Source organism: uncultured Kushneria sp., assembly GCF_947497025.1.
Lineage (GTDB): Bacteria > Pseudomonadota > Gammaproteobacteria > Pseudomonadales > Halomonadaceae > Kushneria.
Genome location: NZ_CANMFC010000001.1, coordinates 224,114 through 249,057 on the forward strand (window position 1 = coordinate 224,114; position 24,944 = coordinate 249,057).

Here is a 24,944-nt window from a genome sequence, read left to right on the forward strand (position 1 = left end):
CCGATTCACCGACGCCGTGCGCTGCCTTTCTGTGCTGCGACGGTCCAGGCCGATACTGTCGTGCATGCCCTGCGCTGCTCGCGTTGATGAAAGAGCTCTGTGACGACCCCTATGAATCCGAATTATCTCGAGTTTGAACAGCCGATTGCCGAGCTGCAGGCCAAGATCGAAGAACTGCGGCTGGTGGGCAACGACAGCAAGATCAACATCAGTGACGAGATTGCCAAGCTTGAGGACAAGAGCCGCAAGCTGACCGAGCAGATCTTTCGCGATCTGACCTCGTGGCAGGTCTCTCAGCTGTCCCGTCATCCCCAGCGTCCCTATACGCTGGACTATCTTGCTGAAATCTTTACCGAATTCGATGAGCTGCACGGCGATCGCAGCTTTGCCGATGATGCCGCTCTGGTCGGTGGCGTGGCGCGTCTTGATGATCGCCCGGTCATGGTCATCGGCCATCAGAAGGGCCGCACGGTCAAGGACAAGGTGCGCCGCAACTTCGGCATGCCGCGTCCGGAAGGCTATCGCAAGGCCTGCCGCCTGATGGAGATGGCCGAGCGCTTTCACATGCCCATTCTGACGTTCATCGACACGCCCGGCGCCTATCCGGGCATCGATGCCGAAGAACGCGGTCAGAGTGAGGCGATCGCGCGCAATCTGGCGGTCATGTCCCGCCTGAAAACGCCCATTATCTCGACCGTGATCGGCGAAGGCGGTTCCGGTGGGGCACTGGCGATCGGGGTATGTGATTCGCTGTCCATGCTGCAGTTTTCCACCTATTCGGTCATCTCGCCGGAAGGCTGTGCCTCGATTCTGTGGAAAAGTGCCGATCGCGCCTCGGATGCGGCCCAGGCCATGGGCATCACGGCGACCCGACTCAAGGAGCTGGGTTTTGTCGATACGCTGATCGAGGAGCCGCTGGGTGGCGCGCATCGTCATATGCCTGAAATGGGCCGTCGCCTCAAGGCTTCCCTGCTGCATCAGCTGGATGTGCTCCAGGCCATGGACACCCAGTCGCTGCTGGAGCGTCGCTACGAGCGCCTGATGAGCTACGGTGCCCTCGACTGATCGAGACGTCATCAGGATGGGCTATAAAACGGGAAGGCTCTGGCCTTCCCGTTTTTGATGGTGAAAACCTCCGGGCAGGGAGCGTTGGGTCATGAGTTCGTCACTTGAAGCGCGCATTGAGGCTGCCATGGCGGCGCTGCACTCGAGTGCTGCGACATCCACGCTCTGGGTGGCGCTGTCGGGCGGGCGGGACAGTACCTGCCTTTTGCTGCTGGCGGCCCGCGCGGTACAGCGCTATCCCGGCGTCACCCTGCGCGCTGTCCATGTCCATCACGGGCTGCAGCCGGCGGCCGATACCTTCCTTGCTACGGCGCAGCATGCCTGTGACCGGCTGGGGGTGGCGCTCCATATTGAACGGGTAACATTAAAGGCACGTGACGGGCTGGAAGCCGATGCCCGTCGCGCGCGTTACGCCGTGTTCGAAGCGCTGCTGGCGCCCGGTGATACCCTGTGGATGGCCCATCATCAGGCTGATCAGGCTGAAACGCTGCTGTATCGCCTGATGCGCGGCAGCGGCGTGCGCGGACTGGCCGGCATGCCGAAGCATCGAGCACTGGGGGCAGGCCGGCTCGAGCGCCCGCTGCTGGCAGCGAGTCGTGAAGACATTGATGCCTGTCTGGCCGATGAGGCCATTGGCTGGTGCGATGATCCCACCAACGGTGACGACCTTCAGGACCGTAACTATCTGCGCCATCACGTCATGACGCCTCTGGCGGAACGCTGGCCGGCGGCGGCCGAGCAGATGGCGCGCAGCGCTGACTATCTGCGTGAAGCCGATGAGCTTTTGCAGGCGCTGGCAGAGATGGATCTGGCGGCGCTGGGCAAGCATCCTCAGTGCCTGCCGCGCGCCGCGCTTTGCGAGCTGAGCCGGCCGAGGCAGCGACTGGTGGTGGATATGGCCCTGCAGCGTCTTGGGCTGGCCTCACCTCCGCGTGGTCGGCTGGAGGCCTTGCTGGATCAGCTGGCCTGGGCCGGCCCGGACCGTCAGGTGTGCGTTGTCTGGCCCGGTGTCCAGGCACGGCTCTGGCGCGAAACGCTTTTTCTGCTGTCTGAAAGCGAAACGGATGGCCCTGACGATTCGTCGTGGTCACTCAGGTGGGACGGCATCACGCCGATCAGCACCCCGCTGGGCGTTGTCCGGGATCAGATGCAGCCGCTGGCAGGCGAACATGCCGCGCTGATACTGACACCCCGTGCCGGCGGAGAGAAACTCCGGCTGCACGGGCAGCGACGCCCGCTTAAAAAGCTGTTGCAGGAGCATGCCGTGCCGCCATGGCAACGTGACCGCATCATGGTCGTGTGGCATGACGAGACGCCGGCCGGCGTGTTGGGGCCTTTAAGCCTGGCCGCCGATGGCTGGAGACTGACAGGGCACGCTGACCCTGATGGCTCAGGGCGTATTGATCAAAAGCGGTAGCCCCGCCCGCTGCTGCCACTGCTGCTCCAGTGCCAGATCCTGACGCAGCAGTTCGGGTACGGACTCCGAAAAGGTCAGCACCAGACCTTTCTCATCATTTTCATCAGTGTGCAACGCCGGCTGCCAGTCATTGGACGGATCACGCGCGCGACAGAGCACCACGGCCAGTCGCAGCAGGCGGGCCAGATGTACGAGCACGCCTGAAGGCAGCGCCGCACGATGCTGCGGTGGGGGGTCGGGGAGCTGGCGACGATGCGCCTGAACCAGCCAGGCCAGCGCCAGCTGATCGGGCAGTGAAAAGCCCGGCATATCGCTGTTGGCGAGCAGATAGCTGCCGTGCTGATGGTAGCGGTTATGGGCCACGCCCAGCCCGATTTCATGGACCATGGTGGCCTGTTCCAGTAGTTGCCGGCAGGCATCGTCCAGTCCCCGCGACGCTTCAGGCTGATCAAACAGCCTCAGGGCCGTGGCGGCTACGTACTCGGCATGCTGAACATCGACCTGATACTGGCGCTGCATGTCGCCCAGAGTGGTATGACGCACGTCATGGCGAGTATCGCGCGCGAGCAGATCCAGCAGTACGCCATCACGCAGGGCGCCATTGGTATGCTGCATGTGCTCCAGATTCAGTGCCTGAAAGATGGCGCTTAAAATGGCAACACCGGCCGGGAAGACACGAGCGCGATTGCTTTTGAGTCCGGCCATGCTGACATGGTCAAGATGGCCCAGATCGATCAGCTTCTGACGCAGCTCTGCAAGCCCTTCGCGGGTGATCTCGCCCTTTTTGAGATGCGGCTGCATCGCTCTGAGCGTGGCCGCCGCGGCCTTGATGGTGCCGGAAGTACCAATGGCACGCTGCCAGCCCAGTCGGCGATAGTGCGTGGTGATGTTGGCCAGTTCCAGCAGGGCAGCCTGCTCGGCGCTTGCCATGGTAGCCTCGGTGATCTCGCCGCTTTCAAAAAAGCGCCGCGTGTAGGCTACGCAACCCATTTCCAGGCTTTCCAGCGCCAGTGGCCGGGTACCGGTACCCACGATCAGCTCGGTCGAGCCGCCGCCGATATCGGCGACCAGGCAATGGGTGGTGTCTTCCTGCCAGGCGGTCGAGGCCCCCTGATAAATCAGGCGGGCTTCTTCACGGCCTGAAATGGTTTCGATGCGCTGGCCTAGGCACTGTTCGGCGCGTATCACGAAGTCGATGCTGTTGGCGGCCGTGCGCAGAGCATTGGTGCCGACCACCCTTAGCCGATCGACCCGATGTTCATCGATGATGGTGCCGAACTCTTCCAGGCACTTTAGCGCGCGCGCCATGACGCCTTCATCAAGCTGACCATGGTCATCAAGTCCAGCGGCGAGCTGTACCTTTTTGCTGCACTTTTCCAGTTCGGTAAAGTGGCCGTTATCTGCCTCCACGATCAGGAGGTGGAAGCTGTTGGACCCCAGATCCACCGCCGCCAGGCGAAGAGGGCCGGAAGAGGGTATTGTCTGAACATGCGTCATGAGCCGATTCCATGGCGTTGCTGACCCGGCAGCCCTCGCGCATCAGGCCCCTTCGGTCAGGTAATGGTTCGCCAAAGAGTGATGTCAGGCTGATATCATGTCAATTGCTTAAACGAGCCGCTCGCCCTGTCGGGGGCAGGCGAGGAGACGACGTCAATGGGGAAGGGCATGAGTATCATCACTGATCTGGATGAGCACCGTTTCGAGCAGGAGGTGGCCGACAGGCATGAGCCGGCACTTGTGGTGCTGAAAGCCGACTGGTGTCGTCCCTGTCGTACCCTGATGCCGACCCTTGAAGACGTGGCGCAGCACTACGTCGATCGGGTGAAGATCTATCGTGTCGACATCAACGCCTCGCCGGCCCTGGCCGGGCGTCTGGGGGCCAGAGGCGTGCCGACGCTGTGTCTTTTTATCGATGGCACGCTTGAAACCACGCGAGTCGGAGCCCTTTCCCGAGCGCAGCTACACCAGCTTCTTGATGAGCATCTTTGAATAAGGTCCGGGGCCGGGGGATTCGGACAGGCAATAGCCGAGCAATAAAAGGGCTTGCGTCGACGATCAGCGTTGTCTAACATCGGTGCGTTCGCCTGATTTCAGCTGCTTGCCAGCCGCCGAGCGAGCCAACAGGGTCGTATTGCTTTTCTCCCAGTCTGCCACGCCATTTCTCAAGCAGACGAACTGACCCTGATGCGATCGGTGCTGAACTCGGGTTTTACCGTCATGTTACTTCTTTCCTTCGAACGAGGCGCTTTTCGGGTTCATCTCCACAGCCTGGTTTTCAACAACCATCAGGCGTCGAGATCCCGCGGGCTCTGACGACAAATCAGGCGGTATTCAAGATACCGTTTCCTGTCCCGGCCGCATCTCTTACAGCCATGCTGACTAAAGCGATTTCCGAATCAAGCCGATGAATCTAACCGAACTCAAGCAAAAGACTGTTCCCGAGCTGTTGGAAGTTGCCCAGGAAATGGGCATCGACAATCTGGCTCGTTCGCGCAAGCAGGACATCATCTTCGCCATCCTCAAAAAGCACGCTAAAAGCGGTGAGGACATTTATGGCGATGGCGTACTCGAAATCCTTCAGGATGGCTTCGGTTTCCTGCGCAGTGCTGACTCTTCCTATCTGGCCGGCCCCGATGACATCTATGTCTCGCCGTCCCAGATCCGCCGCTTCAATCTTCGCAAGGGCGACTCGATCGCCGGCAAGATTCGTCCGCCCAAGGAAGGGGAGCGTTACTTTGCGCTGCTCAAGGTCAATCAGATCAATTTTGACCGCCCCGAAAATGCCAAGCACAAGATCCTGTTTGAAAACCTGACGCCGCTGTTTCCCCAGGAGCGTCTGGTCATGGAGATCGGCAACGGCTCCACGGAAGACATTACCTCACGCGTCATCGACCTGACCTCGCCGATCGGCAAGGGCCAGCGTGGCCTGATCGTCTCGCCCCCAAAGGCGGGCAAGACGATGATGCTGCAAAACATCGCCAACTCGATCACCCGCAACAATCCCGAATGTCACATGATTGTGTTGTTGATCGATGAGCGCCCGGAAGAGGTCACCGAGATGTCGCGTACCGTACGCGGCGAAGTCGTGGCCTCCACCTTCGATGAGCCGCCGGCACGTCACGTGCAGGTGGCCGAGATGGTGATCGAAAAGGCCAAGCGCTTGGTCGAGCATAAAAAGGACGTGGTGATTCTGCTCGACTCCATTACCCGTCTGGCCCGTGCCTATAACACGGTCGTGCCAAGCTCCGGCAAGGTGCTGACCGGCGGTGTGGATGCCCACGCCCTTGAAAAGCCCAAGCGCTTTTTCGGTGCCGCTCGTAACATCGAGGAAGGCGGCAGCCTGACGATTCTGGCGACCGCGCTGGTGGATACCGGTTCCAAGATGGATGAAGTCATCTTTGAGGAGTTCAAGGGGACCGGTAACATGGAGGCGCATCTGGACCGCAAGCTGGCCGAGAAGCGTGTCTACCCGGCGCTCAACATTCGCCGCTCCGGCACCCGTCGCGAAGACCTGATCGCCTCGGAAGATGAAATGCAGCGCATGTGGATTCTGCGCAAGCTGCTCAATCCGATGGAAGATATTGCCGCGACCGAATTTTTGATTGATCGTCTCAAGGACACCAAGACCAATCTGGAATTCTTCGAGGCCATGAAGCGCCGCTAAAGCGCGGATCGGGTTTGACGGGCGTCCCCGAGGGACGTCTGCAGGGAAGGGGCAGCATGCTATGCTGCCCCTTTGCTTTATTACGGGAGCAGGACCGGGCATGAAGTATCGCGATCTGCGGGAGTTTATCCAGGGGCTTGAACGGATGGGGGAGCTCAAGCGTGTCACCGTCGAGGTGGACCCCTATCTGGAAATGACCGAGATATGTGATCGCGTTTTGCGCGATGAAGGGCCTGCCCTGTTGTTTGAAAACGTGCGCGGCAGCCGCATGCCGGTTCTGGCCAACCTGTTTGGTACACCGCGTCGGGTGGCGCTGGGGATGGGGCAGGACAGCGTCGAGGCACTGCGCGAGGTCGGCGAGCTGCTGGCCTTTTTGAAGGAGCCCGAGCCGCCGAAGGGCTTTCGGGATGCCTGGCAGAAGATGCCCATCTTCAGGCAGGTGATGAGCATGGGGCCGCGTCACGTTAAAAAGGCGCTCTGTCAGGAGGTGGTGCTGGAAGGGGACGACGTGAATCTGGACGCCATCCCCATACAGCACTGCTGGCCGGGGGATGCCGCGCCGCTGGTGACCTGGCCTCTGGTCATTACCAAAGGGCCGCACAAGGAGCGTCAGAATCTGGGGATTTATCGTCAGCAGAAACTGTCGAAAAATCGCCTGATCATGCGCTGGCTGTCCCATCGGGGCGGGGCGCTCGATTTTCGCGACTGGCAGCAGGCCCACCCTGGCGAGCCCTTCCCCGTGGCGGTGGCGCTGGGGGCCGACCCGGCCACCATTCTGGGCGCCGTGACGCCAGTGCCCGATACGCTGTCCGAGTACGCCTTTGCGGGGCTTTTGCGCGGTTCCAAAACCGAGCTGGTCAAGTGCCATCATGCCGACCTCAGCGTGCCGGCCAGTGCCGAGATCGTGCTGGAAGGCCATATCTATCCTGATGACATGGCGCCGGAAGGCCCCTTTGGGGATCACACTGGTTATTACAACGAAGTCGATACCTTCCCGGTCTTTACCGTCGAGCGCATCACCCATCGGCGCGATCCCATCTATCATTCCACCTATACCGGTCGTCCGCCGGATGAGCCGGCGGTGCTGGGCGTGGCGCTCAATGAGGTCTTCGTTCCCATTCTGCGCCGCCAGTTCCCTGAAATCGTGGACTTCTATCTACCGCCCGAGGGGTGCTCGTACCGCCTGGCCGTGGTGTCGATGAAAAAGCAGTATCCGGGACACGCCAAGCGCGTAATGATGGGGGTCTGGAGCTTTCTGCGTCAGTTCATGTACACCAAGTTCGTGATCGTGGTGGATGATGACGTCAATACTCGTGACTGGAAGGATGTAATCTGGGCCATCACGACGCGGATGGACCCGGCGCGCGACACGGTCATGGTGGAGAATACCCCGATCGACTATCTCGACTTTGCCTCGCCGGTCAGCGGTCTGGGCTCCAAGATGGGGCTGGATGCGACCTCCAAATGGCCGGGCGAGACTCAGCGCGAGTGGGGTACACCGATTGTCATGAGCGATGAGATCAAGGCCCGGGTCGACGAGCGCTGGGACACATACGGTATCCATACCTGAGCGGTCAAGGGCTTGGGAGTTACTGACACAATGCACTGCTGCATTTCTATCGATTGAAGGAAGCACCATGTCTGCCAGGACGCTGACCTGTAGGGTCGAGACCATGGAAACGCTATCGGCCGATGTCTATCGCCTGTTTCTGCGTGGCGACCCGCAACAGATTCTTTTTGCCCCGGGGCAGTATCTGACGCTGATTGTGCAGGGCAATCATCTGCCTTTCTCGATTGCCAATGCGCCCAACGGCGAGGGCATTCTGGAGCTGCATGTCCAGTATATCGCCGAAAGCGACAACGCTCGGGCGCTGTTTGAACAGCTCCATGTGGGGGCCGATATCGAGGTATCGCTGGCCGGCGGGGAATCCGTGCTGGAACTTGATGATCCGCGTCCGCTTTTGCTGATCGCGGCCGGTACCGGGTTTGCGCAGATGAAATCCATCATCGAGGCCTCGCTGGCCCTGCATCCCGAGCGTCCTATCCATCTGTGGTGGGCGGCGCGCGCGCGCAGCGAGCTTTACATGGAATGGCAGGCGCGCCACTGGGCCGAACACAATGAGCACTTCAGCTTTACGCCGGTCGTGGAGCTGCCCGGAGAAGAGGATTTTGATGGCGTGGTCGAGCGCATCGACAACGCCCTGCATGACCGGGTCCAGCGCGCCGATGAAGCCAGCATCTTTATTGCCGGCTCCCCCGGCATGGTCTATGCCGTGGTTGATACGCTGGCGCGCATCGAGCCCATGGCCAAGCGAATCTTTTCCGATGTTTTCAGCTATGCACCCCGAGTAAAGGGGCAGGGCGAGGCGTCATGAGTCAGGCGCCCATACTGATCACCGGCGGCGGTCAGCGACTGGGCCGCTACTGTGCCGAACGCCTTCATGACGATGGCCATCCGGTCATCATTACCTATCGCCGTGAACGACCGGCCATCGAGGCGCTGAGAGCCCGGGGCATCGTGGCCCTTTATGCCGACTTTTCGAGCGAGTCGGCCATTCTGGATTTCATTGCCCGACTGAAGGCACAGACGCCGGCACTGCGGGCCATCATCCATAACGCTTCGCACTGGCAGCGTGATGAGGATAGTGCCGCCTGCGGCGAGGATTTCGCCCTGATGTTCCAGGTGCACATGCAGGCGCCCTATCTCATTAATCTGCATGCTCACGAGCTTTTGATGGCCTGCCCCGAACCCATGCGCGACATCATCCATATTACCGACTATAGCGCCGCTCACGGCTCGCAAAGGCACATGGCCTATGCGGCCACCAAGGCCGGTCTCGAGAATCTGACCCTGTCGATGGCCGGACGCTTTGCGCCCGATATCAAGGTCAATACCATCGCACCGGCAGGCATCATGCTCAACGCCCGTGATACCGATGACTATGTGGCGCATCTCAACAGTAAATCAGCGCTGCCGGCAGTGCCCGGACCGATGGTGATCTGGCAGGGCGTGCGCTATCTGCTCGATAGTGCTTTCGTCACAGGGGTCACATTGCCTGTTGACGGCGGGCGCCATGTGAAGTGAACTGATAGCGGCGAACCACTCGCCAGACAACAACCACGATGTTCAAGACAATGTTGTTCCAACAACCGTGACAGGTGGCCATCATGACATCGCCGTCGACGTTACTGAAGGATCGTGCATTGCTGGTCGGTATGGTGGCCGGCGTAGTGGTGGTATCGCTGGCCGCCGCATTGCCGGCGCTGTTTATCTGGAGGGAGTTTCTCATCTGAGGCGTTTCTCACCCCGGGAAGTCATGCTAGTCTCGGATGATCGATCATGAGGGCAGGTGCCCCATGATGTGGTATCAAAATGTTTGATCAGGATAACGTCGCATGTTGCATTTCGCGCTCAATGACACGCTGACCCTGCTGGCCCAAAAGGCAACAGCGGTGTCGTCGTGTGCCTTGAGCACGGTCGATTATCCAGTGGGCTATTGGTTTAGAGACAGGCACGCCTGAACATCAGGGCGTGCCGGTATCCACCGTGCTGCCCACCCTCAAAAACCCCGGTCGGCAGCACGCCACCGGGGTTTTTTGTTTTTCGCATCACGGCAAATGATCCGACAGACATCAGAGGGAGAGCCGCATGACAATGACTTATGACCACTATCTGATGTTTGACTGGCGATTTAATCACACGCTGGTGGCGACTCGAGCGCTGACCGCCGGCGTGCTGATACAGGGCGCTCCACGTTTACCCTCATTACGCTGTCAAAGGATAGAAAAACGCCATGAACGCCTTGCTTGATACTGTTGAAACGGCCCATCCCGTGTCCGCCGACCAGAGCGGTCATGCTGGTGTCCCCACCATGGCCCAGCCGCTGCCGACGCCCGGCGCCCTTAAGGAGACCATTGCGCTTGAGCCCGCTCTAAAGGAAAAGATCGCAGGTTATCGTCAGACGATCCGCAATATCCTGAACGGACAGGATTCGCGCATGCTGGTCGTGATGGGCCCCTGTTCCATTCATGACCGCGACAGCGCGCTGGACTATGCCCGGCGTCTGAAAGGCCTTGCCGATGAGGTAGCGGACAGCATGGTGCTGGTCATGCGGGTCTACGTGGAGAAGCCGCGTACGACCGTGGGCTGGAAAGGACTGGTGTATGATCCGCATCTGGATGGCAGCGACAACATGGCCGAAGGGCTGGCCAGTACGCGCCGGCTCATGCGCGACATTACGGCACTGGGGCTGCCGATCGCCTGTGAACTGCTCCAGCCCATGCTGAGCGCCTACATGGATGATCTCGTCAGCTGGGCAGCGGTGGGAGCGCGTACCACCGAGTCGCAGATCCACCGTGAAATGGTCAGTGCGCTGCCCATGCCGACAGGCTTCAAGAACGGCACCGACGGCGGCATTCAGGTCGCCATTGATGCCATGGGGGCCAGCCGCCACGGCCATCGCTACCCGGGGTTCGATGACAGAGGCTGCCCGGCGCTTTTGCATTCCAGCGGTAATCCCGATACCCACCTGGTGCTGCGGGGCGGCCACCACGGTCCCAACTTTGACGCTCAAAGCGTGGAAGGGGCTGCTGATGCCCTCAGGGCGGCAGGTGTTTCAGGCGCCATCATGGTGGACTGCTCCCATGCCAACAGCAGCAAGGATCCCGCTCGTCAGCCACTGGTACTCGATGAGGTCATTCGCCAGCGTCTCGATGGCACTTCATCTCTCGTCGGTGTGATGCTTGAGAGTCATCTCGAAACGGGCAAGCAGGCGCTGGGCGGCTCGCTGCGCTATGGCGTCTCCATCACCGATGGCTGTCTGGGCTGGGTGGACACCGAGCATCATCTGCGTCGTGCGGCGCAGCGCCTGGCCATCCGCCATACCTGAAGCCCTCGAAATGTGGTCCGGGATCAAGCGACAGCCATCCCGGGCCATGGGGCTGTCAAAAACCTGTCATGATATCGTCGTAATCTCGGCTCATCGATCAAGACTTGAGAGCGATGACATGAGCCAGGAAATTGAAAATCACGACGACCACAACGAGAGCGGTAATCGTCCTTTCTCGTCCGTAATGACGCGCTACCTGTCGCGTCGTCGCATGCTGCAGGGCAGTCTGGGGCTTGCCGCTGCCACACTGTTCACCGATTTTGGTCTGGGTGCTGCCATTCGTCAGGCCGGCGCCGATCCCTCGAACCGCCGGCTTGTACTGGGTTTCGAATCGCTGCCCGGCAGCATGACGGATGCCATCGTGGTGCCCGAGGGCTATACCGCTCAGGTTCTTGTCCCTTGGGGGACGTCACTGGATGGCGGTAATACCGGCTGGCAGCAGGACATTCACATGACACCGGCCTTTCAGGCACGCGCCATGGGCATGCATCACGACGGCATGTATCACTTCCCGCTGGACACGCAGCACGCCTCGCGCGATTTTCTGCTGGCCATCAATCACGAATATATCGATCAGACGGCCCTCTGGGCGCCGCAGGGTGGCCCGACCAACAGTGATGAGGGCGCGCGCCCGGCCGATGAAGTGCGTACCGAGATCAACGCCCATGGTGTGGCGGTGGTGCGTCTGCGCCGTGATGATCAGGGGCACTGGGCGCCGGTGGCCGGTGATGGCCACAACCGGCGCATTACCTCGGCCACCCCCATGGAGCTTGCCGGCCCCGTGCGCGGGACGCCCTGGGTGGTCACTGCCTGGTCACCCGACGGCACGCGCGTTCGCGGCACCAATAACAACTGTGCCTGCGGCCATACCCCCTGGGGCACCTACCTGACCTGTGAAGAAAACTGGCCCGAGGTGTTCACCAATCAGGGCGAGCTGACGCCTGATCAGGCGCGTCTCGGTATCAACGGCGAGCGCGGCCGCTATGGCTGGGAAAGCGCTGATGATGGCGAACAGGGGGAATTCAGCCGTTTTGACAATACCCCACGCGGTGACGATCCCTCGAAGGACTACCGTAACGAGGCTCGCAGTTTTGGCTACATCGTCGAGATTGATCCCTACGATGCTGGCAGCGCCATTTACAAGCGCACGGCGCTGGGGCGTTTTCGTCACGAGGGCTGCTGGCCCGGTCGTGTCGTCGAGGGCATGCCGCTGACCTTTTATACCGGCCACGACAGCCGCAACGAATACATCTACAAGTTCGTCACTAAAAAACACTGGCAGCAAAGCGATGCCAATCGCCCGGGCGAAGCCTATGATCGCCAGGCCATCGGTGCCCGCTATCTCGATGAAGGGACGCTATATGTGGCCCGTTTTGATGCCGATGGTACCGGTGAGTGGCTGCCTCTGAGCGTGGACGCCATCATCCCCCGGGGCGAGCACAAGGGGCGTCGTCTGGGGGAACTGTTCAAGGATCAGGCCGGTATCATCATCAATACCTGCGACGCCGCTGATCTAATGGGCGCCACGCCCATGGACCGCCCCGAGTGGGGAACGGTCGATCCGCATTCGGGCATGGTGTACATGACGCTGACCAACAACTCGAAACGCACCGAAGAGGACAGCGAGGCGAGCTTTACCGGCGAGGGCAATGCGGCCGCCATGGGCAGTGGTTACGCGACCGCGCCGGTCAATGCTGCCAATCCGCGCCCGGATAATACCTATGGCCATATTATTCGCTGGCAGGAAAGCAGTGACGACCCCACCCGCATGCGCTGGGAACCTTTCGTCTTTGGTGGCAGTGCCAGTGATGCCGATAGCAATCTGTCCGGGCTGACCGATGTCAACGCCTTTGCAAGTCCCGACGGTCTCTGGTTTGACGAGCGTGACAACGGTGAAGGCATTCTCTGGATCGAAACGGATAACGGCCTGGACAAGGGGCGCGAGAATGCGGTGGCCGAAATGACCAACGATCAGGTGCTGGCCGTGGTCCCCGGTGCCATGAGTCAGGATGGCCAGCCTGCCATCAATGCTCAAAACCAGGCTCAGCTCAAGCGTTTCGCCATCGGCCCCAATGACGCCGAAGTCACCGGCATTTTTGCAACGCCTGATCGGACGGCACTGTTTATCAATATTCAGCACCCGGCCAACTGGCCGGCCGCCGATACCGAGGACGCCACTCAAGCAGCGCAGGGGCAGGTGCGACCACGTTCATCGACAGTCGTCATTCAAAAACGCGATGGGGGCAGAATTGGCGTTTAACATTCTGACACCTGTCATGGCAGCGCATCAGTCAGCAAAATAATCGCTCGGGCCGCCTTATGCGGCCCGAGCCGTTTCATGCGAGCCTGAATATCCTGTCAGGGGCGGGCGGCATAGGCATAAAGCAGGGTTTCCTGCGCGCTGATGGCGGCTTCATCCTTGCCCGGGCAGCGCTTTTCATAATGACCGTCCGGTTGAAGTGTCCAGCTCTGGCAGTTGTCCAGCATGTAGGTATCGAGATCCTTTCTGACCCGCTGGGCAATCTTCCTGTCCAGCAGAGGAAAACAGGTCTCTACCCGATGAAACATGTTGCGCTCCATGAAATCGGCGCTGGAACACCAGGTCTCCGATTTGCCGGCGTTGTGAAAGTAAAAGACACGGGTGTGTTCCAGAAAGCGCCCCACAATGGATCTGACCGTAATGTTGTCGGAGATGCCGGGAACGCCCGGGCGCAGGCAGCAGGTGCCCCGGATGATCAGCTGACAGATGACGCCGGCCTGAGAGGCCCGGTACAGCGCCTGAATCAGTTTGGGCTCTGTCAGGGAGTTGCACTTGACCGTCAACATGGCCTTGCGTCCCTTGCGGGCATGCGCCGTTTCACGGTCGATCAGTTCTACCAGTCGACGGTGCAGTGTAAAGGGCGCGTGCAGAAGGTGTTCGGTGTGGCGCGGCTCGCCCATGCCCGACAGTTGCTGAAAGACATGATGCACGTCCTCGCATAGCGTCTCGCGTGCGGTCAGCAGGCTATAGTCGGTGTAGAGCTTTGCCGTTTTTGAGTGGTAGTTGCCGGTGCCCATATGGGCATAGTGGCGAATGCGCCCCGCTTCACGGCGAACGATATGCAGCATCTTGGCGTGGGTCTTGTAGGCCATGACGCCATAGACCACGTTGGCGCCGGCTTCCTGAAGTCGTGACGCCAGCGCGATATTGTCGGCCTCGTCAAAACGGGCGCGCAGCTCGACCACGACCGTGACTTCCTTGCCGCTGCGGGCGGCATCGACCAGCGCACTGACGACGCCGGAATCGGCCCCCGTGCGATAAAGGGTCTGCTTGATGGCCAGAACACCTGGATCGCGGGCGGCCTCGGCCAGCCAGTTTTCGATCGCGCCGAACGACTCCCAGGGATGCAGCAGCAGAATGTCCTGCCGACTGATCAGGTCAAAGAGGCTCTCATCCTTGCGAAGCGCCTTTGGCAGGCCCGGCACGAAAGGGGTGTAACGTAGATCAAAGCGGTCACTGTCACCGATCATCGCCATCAGCCGGCTCAGGTTGACCGGGCCATCGACCAGATACAGATCTTCCTGCCCAAGCTTGAACTGTCTGAGCAGGAAACCGCTCAAGTGGGCCGGGCAGTTGTTGGCCACTTCAAGACGTACGCCATCGCCGTAGCGTCGGGCCAGCAGTTCGCTTTTAAGCGCCGAGGCCAGATCCGACACATCCTCGGTGTCCATGGCAAGATCGGCATTGCGGGTCAGTCGAAACTGATAGCAGCCGCGTACGGTCATACCGGGGAAGAGCTGCTCGGCATGGGCATGAATCATCGAGGAGAGAAACACGTACTCCTGACATTCCCTGCGCTCCAGTTCTGTTGGCAGCCTGATCAGGCGGGGCAGGGAGCGAGGTGCCGGGATGATGGCCATGCCGCCTTCACGCCCGAAGGCATCACGCCCTTCCAGTTCGACGATGAAGTTAAGGCTCTTGTTGACCAGTCGTGGGAAAGGGTGAGACGGGTCCAGCCCGATCGGACTGATGACCGGCATGATCTCGTCATCGAAATAGGTGCTGACCCACTCCCGCTGCGCCCTGTTCCAGTTGTTACGGCGCAGAAAATGGATGCCGCGCTCGGCCAGCGCCGGTATCAGTCGGGTATTGAGAATATGGTACTGACGTTCGACCTGCTCATGGGCAGTGGTCACGATCTCCCGAAAGATGCTGGACGTCGAGTGGCCATCCATTCCCGCGTCTTCATTGCCATAGGCAATGCGTCGTTTGAGGCCGGCGACGCGGATCTCGAAGAACTCATCCAGATTGGACGAGAAAATCAGCAAAAAGGTGAGCCGTTCGAGCAGGGGATGGGTCTCGTCCAGCGCCTGTTCCAGCACGCGGACATGAAATCTCAGGGTGGACAATTCACGGTTGAAATAGAGTCCGGCATCGTCCAGATCGCGCAGGGCATTGGCCGCTGCCCGGGCGCGAATACCGGCGTGTGTATGATTGATCCTCAGTGTGGAGGCAGGATCATTCTCGAGTGAAGTGGGCGTTTCAGAAGCCGGGTTAGTGGGTAGTGATGACATCGAGAACTCTCCTGAAAATGACATGCGCCACCAAAAGAAAGGCAGCGCATTCATCAGTGTGGGAAACTCTCATGACCATTTGATGACAGTCATAACATCCTGAGAGCCTGTGCGGCCTGCCTTGCATGCCAGCTCACGATGCCATCGGCACCGACGCTTGAAGCACCGCAGTGATTCCAGTATGACTATCTCTTTATTCAGCCAGCCGCTGGCGAAGGTGGCCTTGTGCATGGCGTACCTGACGCTCGTCTGGTAGACGAAAGTCTGGACCCCCAGCGTCTGTTTGACGCGATACAGTACGTTCGGAAAGGGCATGCCCGGTTTGATCATGAAGGCATCGGTGCCTTCGCATGATAACCATGGCGGCTTCATGTCGCGCCTCGTGACTTTTGGCCGGATGCATCCGAGAGGGGGTATCGGTCAGTCCTTCGATTTCCATAATCTCCCGGGTGGCCCCGATGCTGCCATCCATCCTGTATGGCCACAGGCAGAATCAGATCATCCACGGTCAGTATGCTTTCGCGCATCATGCGGTCGGGAACTCATCATGGCGCATGCGACGCCGACGGGTGGCAGAATATTGGCGTGAGGCAATGGCAGACAAAAGAGAACCCCTGAAACACAAAAGTGACACAACCAACATAACCATAATAGCTGGCCTGTCCGGCAGCGGTGATAACGATCGTCGCATTCGACAGGCCTGTGTGAGCGCCTTTCGCCACTATCTGCCCGGGAAGGCGGATGTCATGAATCTCATGGGAGCAGCAGCATGAAAAAGCGTGTAGCAGTCGTGATTTCCGGGTGCGGATGGCTGGATGGCACCGATGTGCAGGAGCTGACGATGGTGCTTTTGCGCCTGGATCAACTCGGGCTTGAGTGGAGCTGCTTTGCTCCGGACGTGCCGCAGCATCATGTGATAGACCACACCAGTGGCGAGCCCATGAACAGTGAAGGTCGCCATGCCATGGTGGAGTCATGTCGCATGGTACATGAGCGGATTTATCCGCTGGACAGGCTTCAGGCAGGGGAGTTTGGCGCGATTATCATCCCCGGTGGGCATGGCGCCATCAATCAATTGAGCGATTTTGCCGTCAGTGGTTCCTCCATGCAGGTGCTTGAACAGCTGGTCGGCCAGCTTCACGAGTTTCATGACGCCCACAAGCCCATCGCGCTGGTCGGTATGGCAGCACTGCTGGTACCGCGGCTCTTTGAGCAGGCCATTCCGGTCACGCTGGGTCACAGCGCCGAGCTGTCCGGCACCATCAGTGCCATGGGGGGATTGCACAAGAGTGCCGGCGTCGGCGAGATCGTGGTGGATATCGAGCACCGCGTTCTGACCACGCCCGGCTGGCTCATGGGCAAGCGGCCGTCAGACGTGGCGCAGGGGCTTTTCAAGCTGGTAGATCGTGTGAATACGCTCATGGAGCAGCCGCGCTGACGCGCGGCTGGTTACTCAGCTATCGGCGTCGTTCATCTCGACATCATCACGGCCGCCACGCGGGCGCCGGATAAGACGGGCAAAGATGATGCCGACTTCGAACAGCAGCCACATCGGGCCTGCCAGTAGCGTCTGTGAAATGACGTCGGGTGGTGTGAGCACCATGCCGACGATAAAACAGCCGATAACCACATAAGGGCGCTTGGCCGACAGCGCCTGCACCGTGGTTGCACCGGTCAGCACCAGCAAAAAGGTGGCCACCGGAATTTCAAATGCCAGTCCGAAGGCCAGAAACAGCTTGAGCACAAAGGAGAGGTAGGCGTTGATGTCGGTCATGATCTGAACATCCGCCGGCCCTGCCGTGGTGAAAAACTGAAACAGCAGTGGAAACACCACGTAGTAGGCAAAGGCCGCCCCGCCATAAAATAGCAGGATGCTCGAGCCCAGAAGGGGCAGGGCCAGCTTTTTCTCGTGCGCGTAAAGGCCCGGGGCGATAAAGGCCCAGGCCTGATAGAGCACAAAGGGGATAGCCAGAAACAGCGACACGATCAGGGTCAGCTTGAAAGGCGCCAGAAAGGGTGAGGCGACTTCGGTGGCAATCATCTGCGAGCCGGGCGGCAGCAGCGCCATGAGCGGCTCGGCCACAAAGGTATAGATCTGGTTGGAAAAGGCATAGAGCGCTGCAAAGACGACCACGATGACAATCATGGCGCGCAAAAGGCGTGAACGCAGCTCAATAAGATGATCGATCAGCGGTGTCTGCGACTGATTATCGTCCTGTGGGCTCATCGATCCTGTTTATCCCTGTCATGGCTGTCCGATACCGGTGACTGCACGGAGGAAGGGGTGTCGGAGGTTGTCTGCTCGCTGGCGGCCGCTTCGGCAGCCGACGGCGGGGCAGTCGATGGGTCGGCGGTATTGGCGTGGCGATCCGACAATGCCTCGGCGCTCGATGTCTCGCCGTGCTGCTCCGACGACTCACTCTGCTGGTTGGCGGGGCGATCATTGGAAAGTGCCTTGTCCGACAGCTTTCGACTGCTGGCCGAGGGATCATCGCCCAGACTTTCGATATCATTTCGGGCCTTTTTCAGACCCTGGTCAAAACGGTCCTGCTGGCTTTTCATCTTGCGCTGCAGCTCCTCGGCCTCGAGCTGCGAGGTGATTTCCTGCTGAACGCTGGACACCGTGCGCTTGATCTTTCCCAGCCATAAACCAGCCGTGCGGGCTGCCGTTGGCAGACGCTCGGGGCCCAGCACCACCAGCGCGATGGCACCGACCACGATCAGCTCGGGAAAACTGATATCGAACATGAAGGATTATTTCCGGGTGTCTTCTTTGTCACGCGTGTCCGCATGGCTATTGATGGTCTCGTTGCCCGGGGTCTCGTCGTGCTTGACGCGCTGATGAGGCTTGTTGGCTGTCTCATCGTCATCGTCATTGACGGCATTCTTGAAACCCTTGATGGCGCCACCCAGATCACCGCCCAGATTACGAAGCTTCTTCGTGCCGAAAATCAGGATAATGATGCCCAGAACGATCAGAAGCTGCCAGATACTGATGCCACCCAACATGGCGTTTCTCCATTGTGCCCGATCGGACACGTTCATTGATTGATTCGGTACTGCACCCATCATTGTAATGATAGGACAGGTAAAAGGGGGAAATGTTACCCCTCGGCGCGCGATGCCTTTTCTACCAGCCCCGAAATGCCCTGACGGCGTGCCAGCTCTTCAAGCACACTGCGATGATCAAGTCCCAGATGCGACAGCATCACCAGCGAATGAAACCACAGATCGGCCGTCTCGCTGATCAGCGCCTGACGGGCGGCGTCATCGCCATGCTCGGCGTCACGGGCGGCAAGGATCGTTTCGACCGCTTCTTCGCCGACCTTTTCCAGAATCTTGTTGAGACCGCGCTGGTGCAGGCCGGCGACGTAGGATGTATCAGCGTCGCCGTGGCGCCGGCTGGCCAGGCTCTGGTCGAGCTGGTCGAGGATAGTGCTCATTGAAATGGATTCCTGATTCATCATGCCAGGGCGTGTTCAGGACGATGGGAGCTTATATCATCACCGTCCGCAATCTGTCGATGTTCTCTGCGGTGCTCAGCGCCAGATGACCAGCGCCAGCCCGATACCGGCTGCGGCCAGGAGGCTCCAGTGCTGCTGCATCGCCCACTGGGAGAGGGGCTGCCAGGCCAGGGCCCCTGCGATCAGCACCAGCCCGATCCTGATCCGTCGTGCGCCCTTGCGTACGCCTGAAAAGGAGTTTTTCAGGGTCACGAAGGCCGCTGTCTGCTGCTCGCGGTGCTTGCGCTCGTTTTCGACCTGGGAAAGGGCCTGGTGGGCCAGTACCGGCAGCTGTGGGATACGCTGGGCCAGATCCGGGGCCTGACGCTTGAGCTCTTCCCAGAACCCCTTGGGGCCGGCACGCTCGTGCATCCAGCGCTCCAGAAAGGGCTTGGCGGTATGCCACAGATCAAGCTCCGGATACAGCGTGCGTCCCAGTCCTTCAATGTTGAGCAGGGTTTTCTGCAAAAGAACCAGCTGTGGCTGCACTTCCATGTGAAAGCGCTGCGCCGTCTGGAAAAGCCCCATCAGCACCTGACCAAAGGAGATGTCCTTGAGCGGTTTTTCCAGAATGGGCTCACAGACCGAGCGGATGGCGGCAGCAAACTCGTTGGCACGGGTATGTTCCCCGACCCAGCCGGACTCGATGTGGAGCATGGCCACTTCGTAATAGTCCTGGCGGAAAAACGCGATGATGTTGCGTGCCAGATAGTCCTGATCTTCCCGGGTCAGGCTGCCCACGATCCCGCAGTCGATGGCGATGTAGCTCGGATCGCTGGGGTTGCTGATATCGACGAAGATATTGCCCGGGTGCATGTCGGCATGAAAGAAATTGTCGCGAAACACCTGGGTGAAAAAGATTTCAACGCCGCGTTCGGCCAGCAGTCGCATATCGACGCCCTGGGCTTCCAGCGCGTCGGTATCGGCCACCGGAACACCGTTGACCCGCTCCTGGGTCATGACGCGCTTGCGCGTCAGCGGCCAGTAGATGGTCGGGACGTGCAGCAGCGGAGAGTGCTGAAAGTTGCGCTTGAGCTGGGAGGTGTTGGCGGCTTCCTTTTGCAGATCAAGCTCATCAAAGAGGGTGGACTCGTAGTCCTTGACCACCTCCACGGGGCGCAGGCGCCGGGCTTCGGGCCATATTTTCAAAAGCACCCTGGCAAAGGTATACAACAGCGCAATGTCATTGCGCATGACGCTGTCGATGCCGGGTCGGATTACCTTGACCACAACCTCTTCACCGGTATGGAGCCGTGCAGCATGGACCTGGGCAATGGACGCCGAGGCCATCGAGTCGGGTTCGAAGTGATCGAACAGCTTGCCGACCGGGGCGCCCAGCTCCTCTTCGATGATGTGGCGCGCCGTGTCGCTGTGAAAGGGCGGCACCTGATCCTGTAGTCGCTTGAGCTCCACGGCGATGTCCGGCGGCATCAGGTCGCGTCGGGTCGAGAGCATCTGCCCGAACTTGATGAAAATGGGGCCCAGATCCTCGAGCGCCAGGCGCAGGCGCTCACCGCGCGTCCTGTCCCCTTTCGGGAACAGCCGAATGGGGGCGATGGCCATCACAAAACGGGCATAGCCCGGCAGGCGTTCGGCCGGAATCAGACTGTCGAGCCGATAACGGGTCACCACCCAGGCAATACGGATCAGGCGCCATAGCGTCATCAAGAGTGATGCCCTCGCAGACGACGGTTGAGACGTTCCAGCCGCGCTTTCAGCCGGTCCGTCGCAATTTCGAGTTCGGTCAGATGTTCGCGGGCCATATCGAAGCGGGCACGGCCGGCAAGCCACTGACCCTCTTCCAGGATGTACTCGCGCAGATCCTGTTCAAGACTTTTGGAGGAGTGCACGCCAAAGTGGCCCAGGCGCCGCAGTCCGGTGGCCAGACTATGCGCCGGGGCCTCACCGAACCATTCGGCGAAGGCGCCTTCCCAGTTGATATCAAGATCCATCAACAGCTCGCGTGCCTGCATCAAAAGGCCGAGCTGGCCGCGTACCACCAGGCGGTGGCTGGTCATGAGCGACTGTATCGGCATGCCGCCCAGCAGGGCGCCGAGCGTATCGGCATCGATTTCGATGGTGGTGTCGGCGTCCCGGTCCTCGCCATCGGGCAGTGAGGCAAGCGTCAGACCATGAATGTGAAAGATCACCAGCACTTCGATCCGGGGTGATTCAAGTCTCAGCAAAAGGCGCTGCCCGGCCATGGCCGCCAAACGCGATGGGGCCGCCGGGTCACGCGCCAGAAGGCGATTGACGGTTTTCTCGATGCCGGCCAGCAATACGGGGGTGATAAAGGACATCAGCAGAACTGCCCTTGAGGTATGCAATGACGAAAAGTCATGAAGTACGCGTGTGTCATGCCATTCACCCTGTCGGGAAAGCGGCCCGGCGGATGCTGCCGCAAAAGGGGCACCATCCGCACGGGACGTTTAGAACTTGATACCGCGGTGCAGTGCGACAACACCGCCGGTCATGTTGGTGTACTCGACGCGTTCGAGCCCTGCATTTTCCATCATCGCCTTGAGCGTTGGCTGATCGGGATGCATGCGAATCGATTCGGCCAGATAGCGGTAGGAGTCGGCATCGTTGGCCACCCACTTGCCGATCCGCGGCAGGACATGAAAGGAGTACTGATCATAGACCTTCTCGAAGACCGTATTGACGGGCTTTGAGAACTCCAGAATCAGCAGCCGTCCGCCCGGCTTGAGCACGCGCGTCATGGACGCAAGCGCCGCATCCTTGTCGGTGACGTTGCGAAGGCCAAAGGCAATGGTAATGCAGTCAAAGGTGTTATCAGGGAAGGGCAGGGCCTGAGCATCGGCCTGCACGATCTCGACCTGAGCGCCGATACCGCGATCCATCAGTCGGTCACGTCCGACCTGCAGCATGGAGGCGTTGATGTCAGCCAGGACCACCCGACCGGTGGGGCCGACCCGCTCCACGAATTTGGCGGTCAGATCACCGGTGCCGCCGGCAATATCAAGCACCGCATGGCCGCGGCGGACCCCCGAGCGCTCCAGCGCCACGCGCTTCCAGAAGCGATGCACACCCATCGACATCAGATCGTTCATGATGTCATAGCGGCGTGCCACGCTATCAAAGACCTGCTCGACGCGGCCGGCCTTCTCCTCGACAGGGACTTCCTCATAGCCGAAGTGCGTTGTCTGCTTGTCCATGGCGTTCCCCTGTCAGCGTTTGCAAATCATGTGTTCTGGTGTCGTCAGTGGCGCTACCTGCCCTGCGGGCATGGGTGCGTCGTCTATCCGGTCGGGAGGGTCGCGCCTGTCGAAAGCCATTGTAGCTTTCAGGAAGTCATTTGTCCTGACGCCCATCAGGCGCCTTGTTCATTGACGCTGTAGCGGTATGCCCAGTGGCTCGCGCGAGGCATTGGCCTTTTTGAGTTCGTGAAGATAGTCATCCCACCACAGCTCGCGGTTTTCGATCATCTCCCAGAGATAGGCGTAGGTATAGAGGCCGCTGTCGTGGCCATCATCAAAGTGCAGCTTGAGGGCATAGTTGCCCACCGGCGTAATGTTTTTAAGACCGACGTATTTCATGCCGGTCTGCAAAACGGCCTGCTCCGGGCTGTGGCCTCGCACCTCGGCCGAGGGCGAATAGACCCTGAGCATCTCGGCACCGAGGCGAAAGCTCTGCGATTCACCGTTGATGTCATAGGTCAGCGCCAGTTCGCGACTGCGCTGATGGTAGTGAACACCGGTTGGCATGGGGGCACTCATGGGACGTCTCCATGATGTTGAATAGCACTCAATGACGCCGCGCCCTTGAACGGGACCGGCATTCATTTAAAAAAAAGCGGGCGGCCCATGAACGGGCCGCCCCCAGGATACGCCTTTGGCGTTAAACGATAAAGATGCTTAGAGGATGTAGCGTGACAGGTCCTCATCGCGCGCCAGTGCACCCAGGCGTTCATCGACATAGGGACCGTCAATCACCAGCGGTCCCTGCATGTCGCTGCCCTCAAAAAGCGCTTCTTCCAGCAGACGTTCCATGACGGTATGCAGGCGACGCGCGCCGATGTTTTCGGTGCCTTCGTTGACCTGCCAGGCGATCTGCGCGATGCGCTCGATGCCGTCATCGGTGAACTGTACGTCCAGACCTTCGGTCTTCATCAGCGCTTCGTACTGGCGCGTCAGCGAGGCCGACGGCTCGGTCAGAATGCGCTTGAACTCGTCAGGTGACAGGGCCGACAGCTCAACGCGAATCGGCAGACGCCCCTGCAGCTCCGGAATCAGATCCGAGGGCTTGGAGAGATGGAACGCGCCCGAGGCGATAAAGAGGATGTGATCGGTATGCACCATGCCGTGCTTGGTGGAGACCGTCGAGCCCTCGATCAGCGGCAGCAGGTCACGCTGTACCCCCTCGCGGGAGACATCGCCACCGCTGCCGGATTCGGCGCGCTTGGCGACCTTGTCAATCTCGTCAAGGAACACGATGCCGTTTTGCTCAACGGCTTCGATGGCCCGCGCCTTCAGGTCTTCATCGCTGACCAGTTTGGAGGCTTCCTCGTCCCGGACCAGCTTGAGCGCTTCCTTGACGGTGATGCGACGCGTTTCCTTGTTCTGCTTGCCCATGTTCGAAAACATGCTGGACAGCTGGTTGGCCATGTCTTCCATGCCGGGAGGGGCCTGAAAGTCCATGCCCTGACCGGCCGGTGACAGCTCGATGTCGATCTCCTTGTCATCGAGTTTGCCTTCGCGCAGCTGCTTGCGGAAGGTCTGACGCGTGGCACTGTCACGGCTCTTGCCGCTGTCGTACTCGCTGCCGCGGGCCGGCGGCAGCAGGGCATCCAGAATGCGCTCTTCGGCGGCGTCATCGGCCTTGTGACCGACCTGAGACTTGGCCTGTTCGCGCACCAGCTTGATGGCGGCTTCCACCAGATCACGAATGATCGATTCAACATCGCGGCCGACGTAGCCGACCTCGGTGAACTTGGTGGCCTCGATCTTGATGAACGGCGCGTTGGCAAGCTTTGCCAGGCGGCGGGCGATTTCGGTCTTGCCCACGCCGGTCGGGCCGATCATCAGGATGTTCTTGGGTGTGACCTCCGGGCGCAGCGCATCGTCGAGCTGCATGCGGCGCCAGCGGTTGCGCAGGGCGATGGCCACGGCGCGCTTGGCGTCGGCCTGGCCGATGATGTATTGATCCAGCGCGTGGACGATCTCGCGCGGGGTCATGTGTTGGCTGTTGGCATTTTCAGAGGGCATGGAAGTCTCAGTCATGATCAGTCCAGTGATTCGAGCGTCACGTTGTGGTTGGTGTACACACAGATGTCTGCCGCAATCGCGAGGCTCTTTTCAGTAATTTCACGCGCTGACAGGTCGGTATTTTGTACCAGCGCCCGTGCGGCGGCGTTGGCATACTGACCACCCGAACCGATGGTGATGATGCCGTGTTCGGGTTCCAGCACATCGCCGGTGCCCGTAATGATGAGCGAAGCGTTGCGATCAGCCACGGCCAGCATCGCCTCGAGCTTGCGCAGCGCGCGGTCGGTGCGCCACTCCTTGGCCAGTTCCACGGCCGCCTTGGTCAGATGCCCCTGATACTTCTCGAGCTGGGCTTCAAAGCGTTCAAACAGGGTAAAGGCGTCTGCCGTGCCGCCGGCAAAGCCGGCCAGCACCTGACCTCGGTAAAAACGGCGAACCTTGCTGGCGTTACCCTTCATGACCGTATTGCCCAGCGAGACCTGTCCGTCGCCACCCAGGGCGACCTGTTCGCCACGGCGAACCGAAACAATCGTGGTCATCGGCGCTACTCCAATGCGTTGGTGACATGCACCTGGTGACTTGAACGCAAACAGCGCCGAAGGCGCGTGAAGTCGTCTGCGTTTTGAA

Annotated in this window: 25 protein-coding genes; 12 read left to right on the top strand and 13 right to left on the bottom strand. The window is 60.0% G+C overall.

Features of this window, described 5'->3' with window-relative positions; all coding sequences use genetic code 11:
• Nucleotides 1-111 precede the first annotated feature (111 nt).
• Nucleotides 112-1,065 carry an acetyl-CoA carboxylase carboxyl transferase subunit alpha gene (gene accA, locus Q0931_RS01085; RefSeq protein ID WP_299257231.1) on the top strand — a complete coding sequence of 318 codons (954 nt, stop codon included), beginning with the start codon at nt 112-114 and terminating at the stop codon, nt 1,063-1,065.
• 91 nt (nt 1,066-1,156) lie between these two features.
• The gene (tilS, locus tag Q0931_RS01090; protein WP_299256399.1) at nt 1,157-2,482 is read left to right on the top strand and encodes a tRNA lysidine(34) synthetase TilS; all 1,326 of its coding nucleotides are present in this window, start codon (nt 1,157-1,159) and stop codon (nt 2,480-2,482) included.
• On the opposite strand, the gene Q0931_RS01095 is transcribed toward tilS, so the two are convergent.
• Complete coding sequence (locus tag Q0931_RS01095; protein ID WP_299256401.1) at nt 2,456-3,979, bottom strand: Ppx/GppA phosphatase family protein; 1,524 nt, start codon at nt 3,977-3,979, stop codon at nt 2,456-2,458. The two genes, tilS and Q0931_RS01095, sit on opposite strands and share 27 nt — an antisense overlap.
• Before the next feature lie 168 nt (nt 3,980-4,147).
• Between Q0931_RS01095 and Q0931_RS01100 the strand changes: the two genes are divergently transcribed.
• The 9 genes from Q0931_RS01100 to Q0931_RS01140 all read left to right on the top strand — a co-directional run bounded on the left by Q0931_RS01100 (nt 4,148) and on the right by Q0931_RS01140 (nt 13,295).
• Nucleotides 4,148-4,471, top strand: coding sequence for a thioredoxin domain-containing protein (locus tag Q0931_RS01100; RefSeq protein WP_299256403.1), 324 nt, complete (start codon nt 4,148-4,150; stop codon nt 4,469-4,471).
• 415 nt (nt 4,472-4,886) lie between these two features.
• The gene (gene rho / locus Q0931_RS01105) at nt 4,887-6,146 is read left to right on the top strand and encodes a transcription termination factor Rho (protein ID WP_108843014.1); all 1,260 of its coding nucleotides are present in this window, start codon (nt 4,887-4,889) and stop codon (nt 6,144-6,146) included.
• 100 nt (nt 6,147-6,246) lie between these two features.
• The gene (ubiD, locus tag Q0931_RS01110; RefSeq protein ID WP_299256408.1) at nt 6,247-7,716 is read left to right on the top strand and encodes a 4-hydroxy-3-polyprenylbenzoate decarboxylase; all 1,470 of its coding nucleotides are present in this window, start codon (nt 6,247-6,249) and stop codon (nt 7,714-7,716) included.
• 67 nt (nt 7,717-7,783) lie between these two features.
• Nucleotides 7,784-8,521: an FAD-binding oxidoreductase gene (locus tag Q0931_RS01115; protein WP_299256410.1), complete on the top strand. Its 738-nt coding sequence runs from the start codon at nt 7,784-7,786 to the stop codon at nt 8,519-8,521.
• The gene (gene folM / locus Q0931_RS01120; RefSeq protein ID WP_299256412.1) at nt 8,518-9,231 is read left to right on the top strand and encodes a dihydromonapterin reductase; all 714 of its coding nucleotides are present in this window, start codon (nt 8,518-8,520) and stop codon (nt 9,229-9,231) included. The genes Q0931_RS01115 and folM overlap by 4 nt, the downstream gene beginning before the upstream one ends.
• A gap of 83 nt (nt 9,232-9,314) precedes the next feature.
• The gene (locus tag Q0931_RS01125) at nt 9,315-9,440 is read left to right on the top strand and encodes a hypothetical protein (protein WP_299256414.1); all 126 of its coding nucleotides are present in this window, start codon (nt 9,315-9,317) and stop codon (nt 9,438-9,440) included.
• A 355-nt stretch (nt 9,441-9,795) separates the two neighbouring features.
• Nucleotides 9,796-9,957: a hypothetical protein gene (locus Q0931_RS01130; protein ID WP_299256416.1), complete on the top strand. Its 162-nt coding sequence runs from the start codon at nt 9,796-9,798 to the stop codon at nt 9,955-9,957.
• 61 nt (nt 9,958-10,018) lie between these two features.
• The gene (locus Q0931_RS01135; protein WP_299257233.1) at nt 10,019-11,035 is read left to right on the top strand and encodes a 3-deoxy-7-phosphoheptulonate synthase; all 1,017 of its coding nucleotides are present in this window, start codon (nt 10,019-10,021) and stop codon (nt 11,033-11,035) included.
• Nucleotides 11,036-11,153: 118 nt separating this feature from the next.
• Complete coding sequence (locus Q0931_RS01140; protein WP_299256418.1) at nt 11,154-13,295, top strand: PhoX family phosphatase; 2,142 nt, start codon at nt 11,154-11,156, stop codon at nt 13,293-13,295.
• Nucleotides 13,296-13,393: 98 nt separating this feature from the next.
• On the opposite strand, the gene ppk1 is transcribed toward Q0931_RS01140, so the two are convergent.
• A complete protein-coding gene (gene ppk1, locus Q0931_RS01145) occupies nt 13,394-15,589 on the bottom strand; it encodes a polyphosphate kinase 1 (protein WP_299256420.1) in 2,196 nt (731 codons plus the stop codon).
• Between the two features lie 69 nt (nt 15,590-15,658).
• The gene (locus Q0931_RS01150; protein WP_299256422.1) at nt 15,659-15,961 is read right to left on the bottom strand and encodes a hypothetical protein; all 303 of its coding nucleotides are present in this window, start codon (nt 15,959-15,961) and stop codon (nt 15,659-15,661) included.
• Nucleotides 15,962-16,358: 397 nt separating this feature from the next.
• Between Q0931_RS01150 and elbB the strand changes: the two genes are divergently transcribed.
• Nucleotides 16,359-17,027 (top strand): isoprenoid biosynthesis glyoxalase ElbB, encoded by a 669-nt coding sequence (gene elbB, locus Q0931_RS01155; protein ID WP_299256424.1) that lies wholly within the window; start codon nt 16,359-16,361, stop codon nt 17,025-17,027.
• Nucleotides 17,028-17,042: 15 nt separating this feature from the next.
• Here the strand turns inward: elbB and tatC are convergent, their stop codons facing one another.
• The 10 genes from tatC to hslV all read right to left on the bottom strand — a co-directional run bounded on the left by tatC (nt 17,043) and on the right by hslV (nt 24,856).
• Nucleotides 17,043-17,816 (bottom strand): twin-arginine translocase subunit TatC, encoded by a 774-nt coding sequence (gene tatC / locus Q0931_RS01160; RefSeq protein WP_299256426.1) that lies wholly within the window; start codon nt 17,814-17,816, stop codon nt 17,043-17,045.
• Nucleotides 17,813-18,337, bottom strand: a complete 525-nt coding sequence (gene tatB / locus Q0931_RS01165; protein ID WP_299256428.1) for a Sec-independent protein translocase protein TatB — start codon at nt 18,335-18,337, stop codon at nt 17,813-17,815. Before tatB ends, tatC begins: the two co-directional genes overlap by 4 nt.
• 6 nt (nt 18,338-18,343) lie before the next feature.
• Complete coding sequence (gene tatA / locus Q0931_RS01170; RefSeq protein WP_299256430.1) at nt 18,344-18,598, bottom strand: Sec-independent protein translocase subunit TatA; 255 nt, start codon at nt 18,596-18,598, stop codon at nt 18,344-18,346.
• A gap of 95 nt (nt 18,599-18,693) precedes the next feature.
• Complete coding sequence (locus tag Q0931_RS01175) at nt 18,694-19,032, bottom strand: phosphoribosyl-ATP diphosphatase (protein WP_299256432.1); 339 nt, start codon at nt 19,030-19,032, stop codon at nt 18,694-18,696.
• A gap of 96 nt (nt 19,033-19,128) precedes the next feature.
• On the bottom strand, nt 19,129-20,757 hold the full coding sequence (gene ubiB / locus Q0931_RS01180; protein WP_299256434.1) for a ubiquinone biosynthesis regulatory protein kinase UbiB: 1,629 nt from the start codon (nt 20,755-20,757) through the stop codon (nt 19,129-19,131).
• Nucleotides 20,757-21,392, bottom strand: coding sequence for an SCP2 sterol-binding domain-containing protein (locus tag Q0931_RS01185; RefSeq protein ID WP_299256436.1), 636 nt, complete (start codon nt 21,390-21,392; stop codon nt 20,757-20,759). Before Q0931_RS01185 ends, ubiB begins: the two co-directional genes overlap by 1 nt.
• Nucleotides 21,393-21,521: 129 nt before the next feature.
• A complete protein-coding gene (gene ubiE, locus Q0931_RS01190; RefSeq protein WP_299256438.1) occupies nt 21,522-22,268 on the bottom strand; it encodes a bifunctional demethylmenaquinone methyltransferase/2-methoxy-6-polyprenyl-1,4-benzoquinol methylase UbiE in 747 nt (248 codons plus the stop codon).
• 168 nt (nt 22,269-22,436) lie between these two features.
• Nucleotides 22,437-22,829 carry a DUF971 domain-containing protein gene (locus Q0931_RS01195; protein ID WP_108843028.1) on the bottom strand — a complete coding sequence of 131 codons (393 nt, stop codon included), beginning with the start codon at nt 22,827-22,829 and terminating at the stop codon, nt 22,437-22,439.
• A 138-nt stretch (nt 22,830-22,967) separates the two neighbouring features.
• Complete coding sequence (gene hslU / locus Q0931_RS01200; protein ID WP_299256441.1) at nt 22,968-24,332, bottom strand: ATP-dependent protease ATPase subunit HslU; 1,365 nt, start codon at nt 24,330-24,332, stop codon at nt 22,968-22,970.
• A 2-nt stretch (nt 24,333-24,334) separates the two neighbouring features.
• A complete protein-coding gene (gene hslV, locus Q0931_RS01205; RefSeq protein ID WP_086620612.1) occupies nt 24,335-24,856 on the bottom strand; it encodes an ATP-dependent protease subunit HslV in 522 nt (173 codons plus the stop codon).
• Nucleotides 24,857-24,944: the final 88 nt, after the last annotated feature.

What these genes read in the sequence shown, in the direction of transcription:
- Q0931_RS01100 (WP_299256403.1), top strand. Translation starts at nt 4,148, where the DNA reads ATGAGTATCATCACTGATCTGGATGAGCACCGTTTCGAGCAGGAGGTG.
- tilS (WP_299256399.1), top strand. Translation starts at nt 1,157, where the DNA reads ATGAGTTCGTCACTTGAAGCGCGCATTGAGGCTGCCATGGCGGCGCTG.
- tatC (WP_299256426.1), bottom strand. Translation starts at nt 17,816, where the DNA reads ATGAGCCCACAGGACGATAATCAGTCGCAGACACCGCTGATCGATCAT.
- ubiE (WP_299256438.1), bottom strand. Translation starts at nt 22,268, where the DNA reads ATGGACAAGCAGACAACGCACTTCGGCTATGAGGAAGTCCCTGTCGAG.
- tatA (WP_299256430.1), bottom strand. Translation starts at nt 18,598, where the DNA reads ATGTTGGGTGGCATCAGTATCTGGCAGCTTCTGATCGTTCTGGGCATC.
- Q0931_RS01095 (WP_299256401.1), bottom strand. Translation starts at nt 3,979, where the DNA reads ATGACGCATGTTCAGACAATACCCTCTTCCGGCCCTCTTCGCCTGGCG.
- Q0931_RS01135 (WP_299257233.1), top strand. Translation starts at nt 10,019, where the DNA reads ATGGCCCAGCCGCTGCCGACGCCCGGCGCCCTTAAGGAGACCATTGCG.
- accA (WP_299257231.1), top strand. Translation starts at nt 112, where the DNA reads ATGAATCCGAATTATCTCGAGTTTGAACAGCCGATTGCCGAGCTGCAG.
- Q0931_RS01185 (WP_299256436.1), bottom strand. Translation starts at nt 21,392, where the DNA reads ATGTCCTTTATCACCCCCGTATTGCTGGCCGGCATCGAGAAAACCGTC.
- Q0931_RS01150 (WP_299256422.1), bottom strand. Translation starts at nt 15,961, where the DNA reads ATGAAGCCGCCATGGTTATCATGCGAAGGCACCGATGCCTTCATGATC.
- ubiB (WP_299256434.1), bottom strand. Translation starts at nt 20,757, where the DNA reads ATGACGCTATGGCGCCTGATCCGTATTGCCTGGGTGGTGACCCGTTAT.
- Q0931_RS01195 (WP_108843028.1), bottom strand. Translation starts at nt 22,829, where the DNA reads ATGAGTGCCCCCATGCCAACCGGTGTTCACTACCATCAGCGCAGTCGC.
- tatB (WP_299256428.1), bottom strand. Translation starts at nt 18,337, where the DNA reads ATGTTCGATATCAGTTTTCCCGAGCTGATCGTGGTCGGTGCCATCGCG.
- hslU (WP_299256441.1), bottom strand. Translation starts at nt 24,332, where the DNA reads ATGACTGAGACTTCCATGCCCTCTGAAAATGCCAACAGCCAACACATG.
- elbB (WP_299256424.1), top strand. Translation starts at nt 16,359, where the DNA reads ATGAAAAAGCGTGTAGCAGTCGTGATTTCCGGGTGCGGATGGCTGGAT.
- Q0931_RS01125 (WP_299256414.1), top strand. Translation starts at nt 9,315, where the DNA reads ATGACATCGCCGTCGACGTTACTGAAGGATCGTGCATTGCTGGTCGGT.
- ppk1 (WP_299256420.1), bottom strand. Translation starts at nt 15,589, where the DNA reads ATGTCATCACTACCCACTAACCCGGCTTCTGAAACGCCCACTTCACTC.
- rho (WP_108843014.1), top strand. Translation starts at nt 4,887, where the DNA reads ATGAATCTAACCGAACTCAAGCAAAAGACTGTTCCCGAGCTGTTGGAA.
- Q0931_RS01175 (WP_299256432.1), bottom strand. Translation starts at nt 19,032, where the DNA reads ATGAGCACTATCCTCGACCAGCTCGACCAGAGCCTGGCCAGCCGGCGC.
- ubiD (WP_299256408.1), top strand. Translation starts at nt 6,247, where the DNA reads ATGAAGTATCGCGATCTGCGGGAGTTTATCCAGGGGCTTGAACGGATG.
- Q0931_RS01130 (WP_299256416.1), top strand. Translation starts at nt 9,796, where the DNA reads ATGACAATGACTTATGACCACTATCTGATGTTTGACTGGCGATTTAAT.
- Q0931_RS01140 (WP_299256418.1), top strand. Translation starts at nt 11,154, where the DNA reads ATGAGCCAGGAAATTGAAAATCACGACGACCACAACGAGAGCGGTAAT.
- folM (WP_299256412.1), top strand. Translation starts at nt 8,518, where the DNA reads ATGAGTCAGGCGCCCATACTGATCACCGGCGGCGGTCAGCGACTGGGC.
- hslV (WP_086620612.1), bottom strand. Translation starts at nt 24,856, where the DNA reads ATGACCACGATTGTTTCGGTTCGCCGTGGCGAACAGGTCGCCCTGGGT.
- Q0931_RS01115 (WP_299256410.1), top strand. Translation starts at nt 7,784, where the DNA reads ATGTCTGCCAGGACGCTGACCTGTAGGGTCGAGACCATGGAAACGCTA.